Here is a 15,690-nt window from a genome sequence, read left to right as displayed (position 1 = left end):
GAGGAGGGGACGGGGCCTATCTCCGGGCCCGCCGCGGGTTGAACACCCAGACCCGCAGCAGCAGGAAGCGCACCAGGGTGGCCAGCGCGTTGGCGCCGATCAGCGCGGCCAGCTCCACCGCGCGCCCGGCGTCGGGCCGCACGGCGTGCAGCAGGGCGATCGCGCCGCTGCTGAGCACCAGCCCGATGACGAAGGCGATCCCGCCCTCCACCTGGTGCTTGAGCGCGTCGCGCGGCCCGGTGACGCCGAAGGTGAAGCGCCGGTTGGCGGCGGTGTTGAAGACCGCGGTGACGCCGAGCGCGAAGGCGTTGGCGAGCAGCGCCGGCACGACCTGGCGCAGGCCCAGGTAGAGGAGCACGTACGCCAGGGTGGAGAGCGTCCCGATCACCGCGAAGCTGGCGAGCTGCCAGCCGAGGCCGGGCGGCAGCCGGGCCTGCTCGACCCTCCCCCAGCCTCCGGCCGGGGGGACCCCCACGGGCACCTCGACGCGGGCGGTGCCGGCGAGCGAGCGGCGGGCGACCCGGGCCATGCCCTTGAGGTCGTCGAGCGCGGTGCGGACGATGTCGACCCGGCTGTCCGGGTCGTCGACCCAGTCGACCGGCACCTCGTGGATGCGCAGGCCGGAGCGTTCGGCGAGGAGGAGCAGCTCGGTGTCGAAGAACCAGGCGTTGTCCTCGACCTCTGCGAGCAGTCGGCGGACCACGTCGGTGCGTCCGGCCTTGAAGCCGCACTGGGCGTCGGAGAACTTGGCGGCCATGGTGGCCCGCAGCAGGAAGTTGTAGGTGCGGGAGATGAACTCGCGCTTGGGGCCGCGCACCACGGCCGAGCCGCGGTGCAGCCGGCTGCCGATGGCCAGGTCGCTGTGGCCGGAGAGCAGCGGGGCGACCAGCGGCAGGAAGGCCTCCAGTCCGGTGGACAGGTCGACGTCCATGTAGGCGACCACGTCCGCGTCGCTGTCGCCCCAGACCTGGCGCAGCGCCCGGCCGCGGCCCTTGAGGTCCAGGTGGACGGCGCCGACCTGCGGGATCTCCTCGGCGAGCGCGGTGGCGACCTGCCAGGTGCCGTCCACGGAGGCGTTGTCGGCGATGGTGATCCGGTAGTCGTACGGGAAGGTCTCGCCGAGGTACGCGTGCAGTCGGCGCACGCAGCGCTCGACGGTGTGCTCCTCGTTGTGGACCGGGACGACCACCTCGACCAGCCGCGTACGCACCGCGGTGTCGTCGGTTGTCAGGGGGGCGATCGCGGTCGCGCCCCGCATTGCGGGCTGTGTCATGGGAAGGAGGTTCACAGCCCCGGATGGGGCAGCCATGATGGCAGTCTGAGAGCGCGCTGAGAACCCGCACTCCGAGCAACGGGAGACGACGATGTCCGAGATGGAGCTCACCGCCGACGTCCTGGTCGTGGGGGCCGGACCGACCGGTCTGCTGCTGGCCGGCGACCTGGCGACGGCCGGGCTGCGGGTGACGGTGCTGGAGAAGCGCGCGGCGGAGTCCAACCTGACCCGGGCGTTCGCGGTGCACGCCCGCACCCTGGAGCAGTTGGACGCGCGCGGGCTGGCGGACGAGCTGATCGCCACCGGGCGGCCGTTGGGGTCGCTGCGCCTGTTCGGCCGGCTGCGGATCGAGCTGGGCAACCTGCCGACCCGTTTCCCGTTCGTCCTGATCACTCCGCAGTCCAACACCGAACGGCTGCTCCAGGAGCGGGCGTTGAAGGCCGGGGCGGTGCTGGTGCGGGGTGCCGAGGTGACCGGTCTGCGGCAGGACGCCGAGGGGGTGTCGCTGACGGTCCGCGAGGGCGGTTCGACGGTCGTCCACCGGGCCCGGTACGCGGTCGGCGCCGACGGGGTGCACAGCTCGGTCCGGGACCTGCTGGGCATCCCGTTCCCGGGCGAGTCGGTGGTCAACTCGGTGATGCTGGCGGACGTCCGCGTCGACCGGGAGCCGGACGAGGCGGTCACGGTCGGCGCGACCGAGGCGGGGTTCGCCTTCATGGCGCCGTTCGGCGACGGCTGGTACCGGGTGATCGCCTGGGACCGGGAGCGGCAGCGCCCGGACTCCGATCCGGTCGACATGGTCGAGCTGGCGGAGCTCGCCCGGACCGTGTTCGGCGAGGACTTCGGTCTGCGGGACGCCCGTTGGACCTCGCGCTTCCACAGCGACGAGCGGCAGGTGCCGACGTACCGCTCGGGCCGGGTGTTCCTGGCGGGCGACGCCGCGCACTGCCACTCCCCGGCGGGCGGCCAGGGCATGAACACGGGCCTGCAGGACGCCGCCAACCTGGGCTGGAAGCTGGCCGCGGCGGTCCGGGGCTGGGCGCCCGACGCCCTGTTGGACACCTACCAGACGGAGCGTCACCCGGTCGGCAGGGCGGTGCTGCGCAGCTCCGGCGCGCTGGTGCGGGTGGCGCTGGCGCAGAACACCCCGGCGCGGGCGCTGCGTTCGGCGGTCTCCACGGTCGCCGAGCACCTCGGCCCGGTCGCCGCGCTGGGTGCCAAGCAGGTCTCGGGGATCGGCATCTCCTACCCGGCGCAGAAGGGTTCGCACCCGCTGGTCGGCCGCCGGCTGCCCGACCTGCGTCTGGCGGTGGACGCGCCGGGCGACCCGTCCCGGCTGTACGAGGCGCTGCGGGCCGGCAAAGCGGTGCTGATCAGCAACGACGAGCTGTCGGTGGCGGACTCCTGGGCGGACCGGGTGGTGACGGCCGCGCCGGCCGACCCGCACGGCAAGCTGCGCGACACCGTGCTGCTGGTCCGGCCGGACGGGTACGCGGCCTGGGCCGGGGTGGACCCGACCCGCGGCGAGCTGCGCACGGCGCTGGGCCAGTGGCTGGGGCGGCCGGCGGACTGACCGCTATCCGGTGATTTTCTGGTAGTGCCGGGCCGCTTTCGCCCGGTTTCCGCAGACGGCCATCGAGCACCAGCGCCGGCGGCCGTTCTGCGAGGTGTCGAGGAAATGCAGGATGCAGGTCGGATGGGCGCACGCCTTGATGCGGTGGGCGCCCTGGTCGAGCAGGTCCAGGTAGTCGTCGGCGGCGAGCCAGGCGGCCAGCCACAACGGCCGGTCGACCTCGACCTCGCGGCGCGGCCCGGCCTCGGTGAGCCGGTGGACCGTGCGCCCGTGGGCGAGCACCGCGTTCAGCCCGTCGAGCGGTGCCGGACGCTGCTGCTCGGCGGCCTCGACCAGCTGCGCCAAGGCCTCCCGGGCGGTCAGCACCGCCTCCAGGCCGGCCCGGTCGGCCGGGCAGCGCTCGGCCAGGCCGTTGGAGGACAGCCAGATCCGGTAGCCCTCGACGTCGGTGAGCAGGTCGTTGACGGGGGTGCCGCGCCAGCGCGTGTTCAGCAGATCGAGCGCCAGGGGCTCACCGATCAGCGGGCGCGGGTCACGGGGGTCGGTCATGCGGTCGAGTGTAACTCTGTTCCGTGCGGCCGATATTCAGTGTTTTGAATTCACATTCCACACTTGACTGTTATTGGCTGAGTAATTGCCCAGGCATGGGCCTATTCCTGAGAGTTCTCTGGGAGATTCTGGCAAGCGTTTTCGAAACCGGACGCCCCACACCTTCCGGAGGAGCCCCGTGCGACCCCGCTCGCTCGTCCTTGCCTCGGCGCTTGCCGTCCTGCCGCTGACCGCGGTGACCCTCGGCGCCGGCAGCGCCCAGGCCTCGGTCCCGACCCCCAACGCCACCGCCCGGGTGGCCCTGCCGCAGACCGTCACCCCCGCGGTCGCCCGCTCGCAGAAGAAGGGCGACCTGCCCACCGACCGTCAGATCGGCGTCGCGGTCAGCCTCAAGCTGCGCGACACCGCGGAGCTGGACCGCTTCCTGCAGGCGGTGGCCACCCCCGGCACCGCCGAGTACGGCCACTACCTGACGCCCGAGCAGTTCGGCGCCCGGTTCGGCGCCACCCAGGGCGACGTGGACCGGGTCAGTGCCTTCCTGGCCTCCCAGGGCCTGAAGGTCACCTCGGTCAGCGCCAACCGCCAGGTGATCAACGCCACCGGCTCCGCGGCGAAGGTCGCGCAGGCCTTCGGCACCCACGAGTCGACCTACAGCGACCCGCAGCAGGGCGGGCGGACCTTCTTCGCCAACGACGCCGCCGCCTCGGTGCCGGCCGCGCTGGCGGGCGTGGTCGAGGGCGTCTCCGGCCTGAACGACCACACCGTGCGCACCACCCGGCTGGCCAAGCCTGCGGGCGCCGCGCTCGCCGCCACCCCCGGCGGCTTCGGCCCGGCGCAGTACGACGGCGCCTACAACCTGAACAAGGTCGGCACCGACGGCACCGGCACCACCGTGGCGCTCTGGGAGTTCGACGGCTACAAGAGCGCCAACCTCTCCACCTACGACACCCAGTTCGGCCTCTCGGGCCCGGCGGTCTCCACGGTGTCGGTGGACGGCGCGAACTACGACTCCAAGCCCGGCGAGGGCCAGGGCGAGGTGGAGCTGGACTCCGAGATCGTCCGCGGCGTCGCCCCCAAGGCCACCCAGCTGGTCTACGAGGCCCCCAACAGCGACCAGGGCGAGATCGACATGGCCGCCAAGATCGTCGCCGACAACCGGGTCTCGGTGATCTCGATCTCCTGGGGCTCCTGCGAGCCGGACACCACCGCCTCCTCGATGACGGCGGTGAACAACTCCTTCAAGCAGGCCGCCGCCCAGGGCATATCCGTCTTCTCCGCCTCCGGCGACGACGGCTCCCGCGACTGCACCCGCTCCACCAGCGGCTCCACCGTCAAGGCGGTCGACTTCCCGGCCTCCAGCCCGTACAACACCGGTGTCGGCGGCACCAACCTCAAGGTCTCCGGCACCGCCTACTCCTCCGAGTCCGCCTGGTCCACCGCGGGCGGCGGCGTCTCCACCCAGTTCGCCAAGCCCTCCTGGCAGACCGGCACCGGGGTGAGCGGCACCATGCGCACCGTCCCGGACGTCTCCTCCAACGCCGACCCGGCGAGCGGCTTCGCGATCTACACCCAGGGCTCGACCAGCGCGGGCTGGCAGGTCTACGGCGGCACCTCGGCGGCTGCCCCGCTCTGGTCCGGCTACGCCGCGCTGTTCAACCAGAAGGCCAAGGCGTCCGCCCAGCCGGTGCTCGGCGAGGCCAACCCGAAGCTCTACGCGCTGGCCAACTCCGCCTCGTACGGCTCGGCCTTCCACGACGTGACCAGCGGCGCCAACCAGGACTTCTCGACCAGGGCCGGCTACGACCAGGTCACCGGCTGGGGCACCCCGGTCGCCGACGCGCTGACCACCGCCCTGCTCGGCGGCACCACCCCGCCGCCCACCGGCACCTGCACCGCCGCCCAGCTGATCGGCAACGGCGGCTTCGAGACCGGCACCGCCGCCCCGTGGACCACCTCCGGCGGCGTGGTCGACAACAGCACCTCCGAGGCCGCCCACACGGGCTCCTGGAAGGCCTGGATGGACGGCTACGGCTCCGCCCACACCGACACCGTCTCGCAGACCGTCTCGATCCCGGCGGGCTGCCGGGCCACCTTCAGCTTCTGGCTGCACGTGGACACCGCCGAGACCGGCACCACCGCGTACGACAAGCTGACCGTCCAGGCCGGCACCACCACCCTGGCCACCGTCTCCAACGCCAACGCGGCCACCGGCTGGGTCCAGAAGTCCTTCGACCTGTCGGCCTTCGCCGGACAGAGCGTGACCCTGAAGTTCACCGGCACCGAGGACTCCTCGCTGCAGACCAGCTTCGTGATCGACGACGCTGCGGTCAACGTTTCCTGACGTGGACTCAGGTGACGCCGGTGCGGCCCTCGGTGGCCGCGCCGGCGTCCATTGTTGCGAGAATGTTTCAACCTGGGCTGATCTGCGATTTCTTTGTCGTGACCACTGTCATATGTCCGGGTTGATGACGTAGCCTCTCGACCCTGATTAGGGTTCCCACAGCTCGGTGGCACTCCCTCCGGCGCAAAGTGGCGCCGGGGGCGAACCCGCCCCGATCTCGCCTCGTGGGGAAGGTGTCGCATGGGCTCACAGCAACCACAGCACGCCGGCCGGCTCCGACTGGTCGGCCAGCGCGACTCCGGACCCGACGAGGCTCCGGCCGCCGCGGCGGTCGGTGCCGTCCCGGTGCCTGCCGTGGCCGGGCCGGCTCCCGGCCCCGTCACCGGTGCGGGCTTCGCCGAAGTGCTGAACGCCGCCATCGAGGCGAGCGGTCTCAGTCTGGACCGGATCCGCTCCGCCCTGGCGAAACAGGGTGTCAGGGTCTCCATCACCACGCTCAGTTACTGGCGCCGCGGCCGCAGCCAGCCCGAGCGCGCCACCTCGCTGCGGGCCGTGCACCTCCTCGAGGAGCTGCTGGGCCTGCGCCACACCACGCTCACCGCGCTGCTCGGCCCGCCGCGCCCGCGCGGCCGCTGGGTCGCCCAGACCGGCACGCCGGACGGCCTGCGGGTCGAGCAGGTCTGGCCGGGCGAGCAGGAGATCGCCGAGGTCTTCGCCGAGCTCGACGCCCCCGCCAGCGGCGAGCTGGAGCGGCTGTCGATCCACGACTCGTACTTCGTCGACGCCGGCCGCCGCGGCCACCTGCTCCGGATGCGCCAGGTCGTGCGCGCCACCGTGGCGGAGGTCACCCGCCACGTCGTCGTCCACAAGGCGGACGAGGGCGTCACCGTCTGTCCCGAGATCACCTCCGTCCGGCACGCCCGCCTCGGCCGGGTCCGCCGTCGCCCCGAGAGCGGCCTGCTGGTCGCCGAACTCCTGCTGGACCGGCCGCTGGCCCTCGGCGACTCCACCGTCTTCGAGTACGAGGTGCAGATCCCCGACAGCGGCGAGACCACCGACTACGGCCGGTTCTTCGCCGTGCCGGTCCGCGAGTACGTGCTCCAGGTGCACTTCGACCCGTCGGCGGTGCCGGTGCAGTGCGAGCGCTTCGACCGGTCCCCCGCGGAGGAGACCGACCGCAGCCGCCAGCAGCTCTGGATCGGCGCCTCCGCCAGCGCCCACGTCCTGGTCACCGACCAGCAGCCGGGCCAGGTCGGCATCCGCTGGCAGTGGGAGTGACCACCCTCTAACCCCTTCAGAACTCCATACCGGTTGACCTCTCGATCATCTAACCCTTACTCTCTTCAGTAACGGTTAGATGATCGAGGGGAACAGACATGCCCAGCACCCTGCAGACCGGCCACGTCGGCCTGAACGTCACCGACCTGGCCCGCTCAACGGCCTTCTACCGCCGGGTCCTCGGCCTCGACGTGGTCGCCGAGAGCCACGACGCCGAGCGCCCCTTCGCCTTCCTCGGCCGCGACGGCGCCCCCGTCCTCACCCTCTGGCAGCAGTCGGCCGGCGCCCACGCCGCCGACCGCCCCGGCCTGCACCACCTCTCCTTCCGGGCCGACTCGGTGGAGGACGTCCGGGCCGCCGAGGCCGTCCTCAAGGAGCTCGGCGCCGTCTTCGCCCACGACGGCCTCGTCCCCCACCGCGAGGGCGCGAGCTCCGGCGGGATCTTCTTCCACGACCCCGACGGCATCCGCCTGGAGATCTTCACCCCCGAGGGCCTGGAGCAGGCCGAGGCTCCCGCCGGGGCGGCCCCCACCTGCGGCTTCTTCTAGACCCTCGGCTCCCCCACCCCGGAGGCCCGCATGCCCAGCACCTTCCACCCCGGCGAGCGCGCCGCCCAGGCCCGCGCCGGGGTCGCCGACCGGGCGGACCACGTGGGCCGCTCGATCGGCTCCACCATCCCCGCCGTCGCCGCCCGCTTCCTGACCGAGCGCAGGATGCTGGTGGTGGGCGCCGCCGACCGCGAGGGCCGGCTCTGGGCGACCGCGCTGACCGGTGAGCCGGGCTTCCTGCGGGCCGCCGACGCGTCCACGCTGACCGTCGCCGCCCGCCCGGCGCCCGGGGACCCGCTCGCCGAGGCGCTGGCCTCCCCCGCCGAGGTCGGCACCATCGCCCTCGACCCGGCGAACCGCCGCCGGATGCGCCTCAACGGCCGGGCCGCCCCCACCGCCGAGGGCTTCACCGTCGCCGCGGCCCAGGTGTACGCCAACTGCCCCAAGTACATCCAGCGCCGCACCCCCGCGCCCTCCCCCGCCCACCCGGGCGGCGCCACCGCCACCGCCACCGACCGGCTCTCCACCGGCCAGCAGCTCGCCGTCTCCACCGCCGACACCTTCTTCGTCGCCTCCGCCGGCCCGGACGGCCGCGTCGACGCCTCGCACCGCGGCGGGAACCCCGGCTTCGTCCGGGTCCTCGGCCCCGACCGGCTGCGCTGGCCCGAGTACGCCGGCAACGCGATGTACAACACGCTCGGCAACCTGGAGCTCGGCCCGTCCGCCGGCCTCCTCCTCCCCGACTGGGAGACCGGCGGATCCCTCCTGCTGACCGGCCGCGCCACCGTCGACTGGAGCGACCCGGGGGCCCCGGCCGTCGACTACGCCGTCGACCGGGTGGTGGAGCTCGCCCACGCCACCGCCCTGACCTGGTCGGCCCCCGAGTTCTCGCCGGTCAATCCACCGGTCGCCCGGCCACGTCACCCGATTCGCCCTGTTTGACGCCCTATCGGGTGGTACGGCGTCACTCCGCCGTACACGGTTGTGCCATTCCCCGAAGGAAAGGCAGGCCCCCGTGCTGATGGAGTTCACGGACGTCGAGCCGGACGCGGACTGCGTCTGCGGCGGCTGCGCGTCGCGCCGCCGCGCCCGGCTGCACGCCGCGCGGATCGAGGACGGCGGCCACCGCTCGGCACGCGGCGCCCGCCGCGCAGCCGTCCTGGTGGCCGCGGTCGGCAGCGTGCTGGGCGGTGCCGGCGGTGCCACGGCCGCCCCCGCCCCGCAGCCGAATTCCGGCACCCCGATACCCGACACGCCGCAGGGCGGGGTGAGCGGCCTGCACGGCGAATCCACCACCGCCCCGCGGCTGCGGGCCGCCCAGCCGGCCACCACGCGCGCCGAGATCATGCAGCGGGCGCAGCGCTGGGTCGACCAGCAGGTGCCGTACTCGATGAGCCGCTACTGGTCGGACGGCTACCGCCAGGACTGCTCGGGCTTCGTCTCGATGGCGTGGAACCTGGGCTCCAGCCAGACCACCTGGACCCTGCCGAACTTCGCCGACCGGATATCCAAGGACGACCTGCAGCCCGGCGACGCGCTGATCTACAACAACCCGGCCAACCCGGAGTCGGGTTCGCACGTGGTCCTGTTCGGCGGCTGGACGGACTCCTCGCGCACCCGGTACGTCGCGCTGGAGCAGACCCGCCCGGCCACCACCAAGCGCTCCACCCCGTACGCGTACTGGAGCAACTCCGGCAGCTACCTGCCCTACCGCTACCGGGGGCTGTCGCAGCCGATGCCGGTGCCGGACGCCTTCCCCGGCACCGACAAGTTCGGGCCCGGCAAGGTCAACCCGTACGTCACCCGGCTGGGCGAGATGCTGGTCCAGCGCGGCGGCGGCCGGTTCTACAGGGAGGGGCCGAGCCCGGACTGGGGCGAGGCGGACCGCCGGGCCACCGAGGCGTTCCAGCTGGCCCAGGGGTGGCGCGGCGCCGAGGCGGACGGCATCCCGGGCAAGGACACCTGGGACTACCTGGTGAACCACCGGGGCAAGGACATCCCGCCCGCCGCCGCCGGCACCTCCCCGCCGGCCCCGTCGACCACCACGCCGCCCGCGCCGCCCGCGCCGCCCGCACCGGCCGGCTTCCCCGGCGCCGACCGGTTCCGGCCCGGCCAGGTCAACGACTTCGTCCGGCTCCTCGGCGAGCAGCTGGTCCGGAAGGGCTACGGCCGCTACTACACCGAGGGTCCGAGCCCGGACTGGGGCGAGGCGGACCGGCGCAACGTCGAGGCCTTCCAGCGGGCGCAGGGCTGGAGCGGCGCCGAGGCGGACGGCTACCCGGGCCCCGACACCTGGAAGCTGCTGTTCGGCTGAGCCGCGGCGGCGGGAGCGGCGGCGGTCAGACCTTCGCGTGCGCCCTGATCCAGGCGTGCATGGCGATGGCGGCCGCCGCACCGGCGTTGATGGACCGGGTGGAGCCGAACTGGGCGATCGAGCAGACCGCCGCGGAGTGCGCCCACGCCTCCTCGGTCAGGCCCGGCCCCTCCTGGCCGAAGAGCAGCACGCAGCGCTCCGGCAGCTCGAAGGTCTCGATCGGCACCGCGCCCGGCAGGTTGTCGATCCCGATGACCGGCAGGTCCCGCTCGGCCGCGAAGGCGGCCAGCGTGGCGACCGAGTCGTGGTGCCGCACGTGCTGGTACCGGTCGGTGACCATGGCCCCGCGCCGGTTCCAGCGGCGCCGGCCGACGATGTGCACCTGCTCGGCGAGGAAGGCGTTGGCGGTGCGCACCACCGAGCCGATGTTGAAGTCGTGCTGCCAGTTCTCGACCGCGACGTGGAAGCCGTGCCGGCGGGTGTCGAGGTCGGCGACGATCGCCTCGCGGGTCCAGTAGCGGTAGCCGTCGACGACGTTGCGCCGGTCGCCGCCGGCCAGCAGCTCCGGGTCCCACCGGGGCCCGGTGGGCCACGGCTCGGGATGCGGGCCGACTCCGATCTCGCGGTCCTCGGCGGCGAAGCCGTCGTCGTACTGCTCCCCCTGGTGGGGCTCACCCGTCTGGTTCACGCCCTCGAGGGTACGGCCCCGGCCGGGTCGGCCGGGGCGGCGGTGGCCCGCGGGCGGACGGCCTTCTCCAGCTCGGCCAGCGCGTGCATCACCAGCTTGGCGCCGGCCCGGGCCACCTCGATCCGGTCGTCGGCGGGCCGGGCGGCGAGCTCGGCGTCCCAGCGGGCGTGCTCGGCGCGCAGCTGGGTGAAGTCGACGCCCTGGCCGAGCAGCACGGCGGCGGCGGCGACCGCGGTGGCGTCCCGGACGTCGTCGGCGAAGCCCGCCGCGCCCGGCACCGGCTCGCTGTCCGGGCCGGGCAGGTGGGCCTCCATCAGCACGGTGGAGCGGCCGAGCAGGCCGACCGCGGTCCGGGCCCGTTCGATCTGCTTGCGGGTCAGCTCGGTGCCGGTGCGGTGGACCGGTTCGACCTCGGCCCGGTCGAGGGCGGCCAGCATCTCGCTGCGGGCCTCCCGGGAGTCCAGCAGCGCGGCCCGCACCAGGTCCGGGCTCGGCCCGGCGGGGTCGCCGAAGGCGGCGAGCACCGCGGCGGAGTACCGTCCGGCGGCGGCCAGCCACTCGGCGAGCCGCTCGGGCAGCCGGGAGGTCTGCCAGGTGGGGAAGAGCGCGTACGCGCCGAGCGCGAGGGCGCCGCCGAGCAGCGTCATGACGACCCGTTCCAGCGCGGTCCGCACCGGGTCGCCGGGCTGCAGGCCGAGCAGGAACACCACGTACGAGGAGACGCAGACGGTCATCAGGGCGTATCCGGTGCGCAGGGTCAGGTAGGCGCCGCCCATGCAGAGCACGGCGAGGACGGCGAGCACCCAGGGGCCCGGGTGGAAGAGCTGCACCACGCCGGTGGCGATCAGGACGCCGGCGGTGGTGCCGGCCAGCCGGGCGACGCCCCGGCTGTAGGTCTGGGCGAAGTCGGGGCGCATCACCATCGCGGCGGTCATCGGCGCCCAGTACCCGTGGTGGATGCCGGAGATCCGGGCGGCGAGGTAGGCGAAGACGGCCACCCCGGACAGCCGCAGGGCGTGCTGGAAGACCGCCGAGCGGGGCTGGAACTGGCGGCGGACGGTGCGCAGCGCGCTGGGCACCACCCGGAACAGCGGCGGGCGGCGCAGGCCGGTGCCGGCCGGGGCGGCGGGGGTGACGGCGGAGCGGTCCTCCCGGTCGAGCCGGTCGGCGGCCTTGCCGAGCAGGCCGACCAGTCGGCGGGCGGAGCGCCGGGCGGCGCCGCGCAGGCCGGGTCCGTCGGTGGCGGGGCGGGCCAGGGCGAGGCTCGCGCTGTCCTCGGGCATGGTGAAGGGGTCGCCGCTGCGGATGGCGCGGGCGAGTCCGTCCAGCACCTGGGCGGCGCCAGCCAGGATGTGCCGGGCCCGGTCGCGTTCGGGGCCCTCGGCGGGGGCGCCGACCTTGGGGTCGGCGAGGGCGGCCAGGGTGGGGCGGATCCGTTCGGCGATGGTGCGCAGGCCCCTCAGTTCGGGCGGTCGGCGCCGTTCCTGCCAGGGCGTCAGTGCGGCGGCCTGCCGGGCGACCACGAAGGGTTCCGGGTCGACGTGCGCGGTCGGGTCCTGGCGCAGCCGGCGGGCGTAGTCGGCAAGGGCGGCGTAGGTGTCGGCGAGGGCGTCGCGCTGGGCCCGCCAGCTGTCGATCGGCCAGGCGAGGACGACCAGGGCCTGGACGGCGCCGCCGAGCGCGCAGAGCAGCCCGTGGCCGAGCGCCCCGGTGACCGAGACGGGCAGCTCGACGACGACCAGCATCACGGCGAGGGTGGTGGCGGCGACCACCCCGGCGGTGGGTCCGACCGCCCAGGCCATGCCCGCGCCGAACGCCCAGAGGGCGAGCAGCGCGACGAAGGCGACGGGGACGCCGACCGCCAGGTAGCCGAGGAAGGTGGACATGCCGAGGCCGATGCCGGCGGCGACCGCCAGCGAGGCGCGCGGGCGGAAGCTGCGCTGGAAGGTCGCGGTGCCGGCGATGAAGGCGCCCATCGCGGCGGAGGTGGCCTGCGAGGGGCCGAGGACCGCGAGGGTCGGCAGCACGACCAGCCCGGCGGCGACGGCGCCGCGCAGGGCGCGCATCGGGTTGGTGAGGGAGCGGTCCAGGGTCAGCCCGGCCTTCGCGGTGTCACGAAGCGCTGCAAACCAGGACATAACGGGAGCTTAGCTGCTGATCGGCTCCGGGTCGGGCACCCGGAGCCCGACCTCCCGCCCCGGTCGGCGCCCCGGCAGCTGCACCGGCAGCCGCCCGAGCACGGCCCCGATCCCCAGCAGCCAGGCGGTCGGCAGGAACACCGCGTCCGCCGCGGCCATCGCCAGCGAGAAGAACGGCAGCCCGAGGACGACCGCGATCGCGGCGTGCTCGCCGAGCATCAGCAGCAGCAGCGCGTTCTTCAGCCGCCGGTTCGCCAGCGTGAAGGGGAAGGCGACCTGGACGGCCACCGTGCCGTACGACAGCGCGAAGGTGAGCAGCAGGCTCGCCGAGACCAGCCCGGACAGCGCCGGCCAGGGCGAGAAGTAGCCCAGGTGCAGCGGGTAGTGCACGGCGGTGCCGTCCTGCCAGCGGGTGCCCTGCACCTTGTACCAGCCGGCGGTGGCGTAGATCAGCACCACCTGTGCGGCGATCACCAGCAGCCCGCAGTTGTGCAGCATCGAGACCAGGCCGTCCCGGACGGCCCGCCACTCCGGCTCCGGCCGCGGCTCGGCCCCCGGCTCCGACTCCGGCTCGGCGCGCCTGCGGGCGCGTCGGGCGTCCAGCGACCAGACCAGTCCGCAGCGGGTGAGCACCAGGTAGATCGCCAGCAGGTGCACCACGTTGTCGCCGCCGTCGCCGACCAGCACGTTGCGGTTCTGCAGCGACAGCACGGTCACCGCGAACAGCACGCTCGTCGCCCGGGTCCGCCAGCCGACCAGCAGCAGCGCCGCCGCCACGATCGCCAGGTGGTAGACCGCCTCGAACCACAGCCGTCCGTCGGACCAGGCCAGCGCGGTGAACGCGTGGCTGTCGGCCAGCAGCCGGTGGGAGAGCTCCGCCGACCAGGGCGAGCGGTCGCCGTACAGCACCCGCCGGTTCGGCCACTCGCGGAGCAGATAGCCGCCCCAGGCGAGGGCGGTGCCGATCCGCACCGCGGCCAGCTGGTGGCGGCCGTGCGGGCGGGTGAGGGCGGCGAGCAGCGCGTCGAGTCTCACCGCAGCCCCCGCAGGTCCGCCTCGTCCACCGGCCACCAGGGCAGCTCGCGGGTGTGCGCGGCGGTGTCGACCTGCTCCTCGCTCCACGGCGGCGGGGCGACGGTGGCGGTGGAGACCCGGAACTGGATCTGCAGGATCCGCTCGCCGTCGGAGGAGGGTCCGGTGCGCTGCAGGGCGATCCGCTTCAGGTACTGCTCGGCGAGCCTGCCCTGCGGGCCGGCGGGCGCGCCGTCCTGCTCGGAGTGGGTCGACCGGTAGAAGTCGAAAGCCCGGCGCAGCAGGTTCTGGTCGACGTGGCTGGGCGCCGGGTTGTGCCGGACGGCGGCGAAGTCGCGCGCGGTCAGCCCGAACCAGTCGCGGGTGGAGATCCGGCCGTCCTCGGCGATGGTCTGCACCCGGGCGTCCAGCGTGATGTTCTGCTGCAGCGGGTCGGGGGCGAACAGCTTCCAGTTCTGCTCGAACTCGGGGTAGACCACCGCGTCGACCTCGGCCGCGTACGCCCGCGAGACCGAGTTGGCCGGTGCCACGTGCAGGAACAGGGCGGCCAGGAACGCCAGCGTGCCGGCGGCCAGGGCGAGGGCCGCGACCGAGAGCACGGCCCGAGCGGGCACCGACCAGACACGCACGGCGGCCATCCTGCCGCACCCGCCCCCGGGTGCGACAGGGTGGGGAGCGGACGATCAGAGGACGAACGCGGTCCCGCCGGAGGCGCTGACCATCGGGCGGCCGGCGGCCTCCCACGCGTACATGCCGCCGTCGATGTTGACCGCCTCGCGGCCCTGCGCGACGAGGTACTGCACCACCTGCGCGGAGCGCCCGCCGACCCGGCACATCACGTACAGCTTCTCCTCCGGCAGCTCCTCGATCCGGGCGATCAGCTCGCCGATCGGGATGTGCAGCGCGCCGTCGACGTGCCCGGCGTCCCACTCGTCCTGCTCGCGGACGTCCAGCAGGGGGGCGTCGGCGGGCACCGAGGCGGCGGCGATGGTGGGCAGCTGAGCGAACACCTGGTGACTCTCCTGGTCCTTGGGGTCTGTCCCCCCATTGTGGCTCGCCGGGGCCGGGCCCTCGGGCAGCAGCCCGACCAGCACGGCCTGCCGCTCGGCGGCGGTGGCCAGCAGCCGCTCGGCGAGCTCCTCCAGCAGCAGCTCGGGACGCTGCCGGTCGAGCAGCAGCAGCTCGCCCATCGGGGTCATCTCCAGACGGACCTGCTCGGTGGCGAGCGCGCCGATCCGGCCGGTCAGCCACTCCAGGCGGCGGCGCAGCCAGTCCGGGCGCTCGGCGGCGTCCTCGGCGGGCGCGGAGTCGGGGGAGGTGGACCACTCCTGGGCGAGCTGCTCCAGGGCGGCGGTGTCGCCCACCGCGTACGCCTCGTTGGCGCGGGCGATGAACGCCGAGCGGCGCTCCCGCTCGCCCTCGTCGGTGGTCAGGTCGGGGTGGGCGCGGCGGGCCAGCTCGCGGTAGACCCGCTGGGCGTCGCGGTCCGGGCGGACCCGGCGGGCGTCCGGTTCGGCCTCGCGCAGCTCCGGCTCGATCGGCGGCTCGACCCGGGCCCGGGCCTCGGCGGCCAGCCGCAGGTCCTCCGGGTCGCCGCTGAGCGCCGCCCGCGCCTCGGCGACCAGGGCGTCCAGCTCGTCGAGGCGCGCGTAGAGCGGGCCGAGCAGCTGGTGGTGGAGCAGCGCGAAGTTGTCGATCTCCACCCGCAGGGTGGCCACGTCGACGTCCAGGGTCAGCCAGGCCAGCTCGGCCGCGGCGACCTGTTCCTCCAACTGCTGCCGCTCCGGGTCGAAGCGGACCGCGGGGCTCTGTGCACTCACCCGCGCCACCCTACCCGCGGCCCCGCAAGGCGACACCCGCCTCCGCCGGGGTGAACCCGGGGCGTCCGGGGGCGCACGGAGGGTGACACGCAACTGATACTCACGAATCTCCCCGATTCGCTGTCGAATGCGCCCC

The 15,690-nt window shown here is 74.1% G+C and carries 13 protein-coding genes; 6 read left to right on the top strand and 7 right to left on the bottom strand.

Going from position 1 to position 15,690, the window contains the following annotated elements; genetic code table 11:
* Positions 1–16: 16 nt before the first annotated feature.
* Positions 17–1,273 carry a bifunctional glycosyltransferase family 2/GtrA family protein gene (locus ABEB06_RS19940; protein WP_425559658.1) on the bottom strand — a complete coding sequence of 419 codons (1,257 nt, stop codon included), beginning with the start codon at positions 1,271–1,273 and terminating at the stop codon, positions 17–19.
* Positions 1,274–1,364: 91 nt separating this feature from the next.
* On the opposite strand from ABEB06_RS19940, the gene ABEB06_RS19935 reads away from it, so the two are divergent.
* Positions 1,365–2,846, top strand: coding sequence for an FAD-dependent monooxygenase (locus ABEB06_RS19935; RefSeq protein WP_345698219.1), 1,482 nt, complete (start codon positions 1,365–1,367; stop codon positions 2,844–2,846).
* Between the two features lie 3 nt (positions 2,847–2,849).
* Here ABEB06_RS19935 and ABEB06_RS19930 read toward each other — a convergent pair whose 3' ends face one another.
* The gene (locus tag ABEB06_RS19930; RefSeq protein ID WP_345698218.1) at positions 2,850–3,395 is read right to left on the bottom strand and encodes a CGNR zinc finger domain-containing protein; all 546 of its coding nucleotides are present in this window, start codon (positions 3,393–3,395) and stop codon (positions 2,850–2,852) included.
* Positions 3,396–3,573: 178 nt separating this feature from the next.
* On the opposite strand from ABEB06_RS19930, the gene ABEB06_RS19925 reads away from it, so the two are divergent.
* The 5 genes from ABEB06_RS19925 to ABEB06_RS19905 all read left to right on the top strand — a co-directional run bounded on the left by ABEB06_RS19925 (position 3,574) and on the right by ABEB06_RS19905 (position 9,876).
* Positions 3,574–5,736 carry a protease pro-enzyme activation domain-containing protein gene (locus tag ABEB06_RS19925; protein WP_345698217.1) on the top strand — a complete coding sequence of 721 codons (2,163 nt, stop codon included), beginning with the start codon at positions 3,574–3,576 and terminating at the stop codon, positions 5,734–5,736.
* Positions 5,737–5,976: 240 nt separating this feature from the next.
* Complete coding sequence (locus ABEB06_RS19920) at positions 5,977–7,014, top strand: hypothetical protein (RefSeq protein WP_345698216.1); 1,038 nt, start codon at positions 5,977–5,979, stop codon at positions 7,012–7,014.
* A gap of 98 nt (positions 7,015–7,112) precedes the next feature.
* Positions 7,113–7,562: a VOC family protein gene (locus tag ABEB06_RS19915; RefSeq protein ID WP_345698215.1), complete on the top strand. Its 450-nt coding sequence runs from the start codon at positions 7,113–7,115 to the stop codon at positions 7,560–7,562.
* 30 nt (positions 7,563–7,592) lie between these two features.
* The gene (locus ABEB06_RS19910; RefSeq protein ID WP_345698214.1) at positions 7,593–8,504 is read left to right on the top strand and encodes a pyridoxamine 5'-phosphate oxidase family protein; all 912 of its coding nucleotides are present in this window, start codon (positions 7,593–7,595) and stop codon (positions 8,502–8,504) included.
* 79 nt (positions 8,505–8,583) lie between these two features.
* Positions 8,584–9,876, top strand: coding sequence for a peptidoglycan-binding protein (locus tag ABEB06_RS19905; RefSeq protein ID WP_345701914.1), 1,293 nt, complete (start codon positions 8,584–8,586; stop codon positions 9,874–9,876).
* Between the two features lie 25 nt (positions 9,877–9,901).
* Here the strand turns inward: ABEB06_RS19905 and ABEB06_RS19900 are convergent, their stop codons facing one another.
* The 5 genes from ABEB06_RS19900 to ABEB06_RS19880 are packed head-to-tail and all read right to left on the bottom strand — an operon-like array spanning position 9,902 to position 15,554.
* The gene (locus tag ABEB06_RS19900) at positions 9,902–10,564 is read right to left on the bottom strand and encodes a TrmH family RNA methyltransferase (RefSeq protein ID WP_345698213.1); all 663 of its coding nucleotides are present in this window, start codon (positions 10,562–10,564) and stop codon (positions 9,902–9,904) included.
* Positions 10,561–12,702, bottom strand: a complete 2,142-nt coding sequence (locus tag ABEB06_RS19895; protein WP_345698212.1) for an FUSC family protein — start codon at positions 12,700–12,702, stop codon at positions 10,561–10,563. Before ABEB06_RS19895 ends, ABEB06_RS19900 begins: the two co-directional genes overlap by 4 nt.
* 9 nt (positions 12,703–12,711) lie before the next feature.
* On the bottom strand, positions 12,712–13,737 hold the full coding sequence (locus tag ABEB06_RS19890) for an HTTM domain-containing protein (RefSeq protein WP_345698211.1): 1,026 nt from the start codon (positions 13,735–13,737) through the stop codon (positions 12,712–12,714).
* Positions 13,734–14,372: a DUF5819 family protein gene (locus tag ABEB06_RS19885; RefSeq protein WP_345698210.1), complete on the bottom strand. Its 639-nt coding sequence runs from the start codon at positions 14,370–14,372 to the stop codon at positions 13,734–13,736. The genes ABEB06_RS19890 and ABEB06_RS19885 overlap by 4 nt, the downstream gene beginning before the upstream one ends.
* Before the next feature lie 45 nt (positions 14,373–14,417).
* Complete coding sequence (locus ABEB06_RS19880; protein ID WP_345698209.1) at positions 14,418–15,554, bottom strand: rhodanese-like domain-containing protein; 1,137 nt, start codon at positions 15,552–15,554, stop codon at positions 14,418–14,420.
* Positions 15,555–15,690 lie beyond the last annotated feature (136 nt).

Origin of the sequence: Kitasatospora terrestris (assembly GCF_039542905.1) — a bacterium.
GTDB lineage: Bacteria > Actinomycetota > Actinomycetes > Streptomycetales > Streptomycetaceae > Kitasatospora > Kitasatospora terrestris.
Note: the sequence above shows the minus strand (reverse complement) of the source record. Positions and strands in the feature narration are given on the sequence as shown.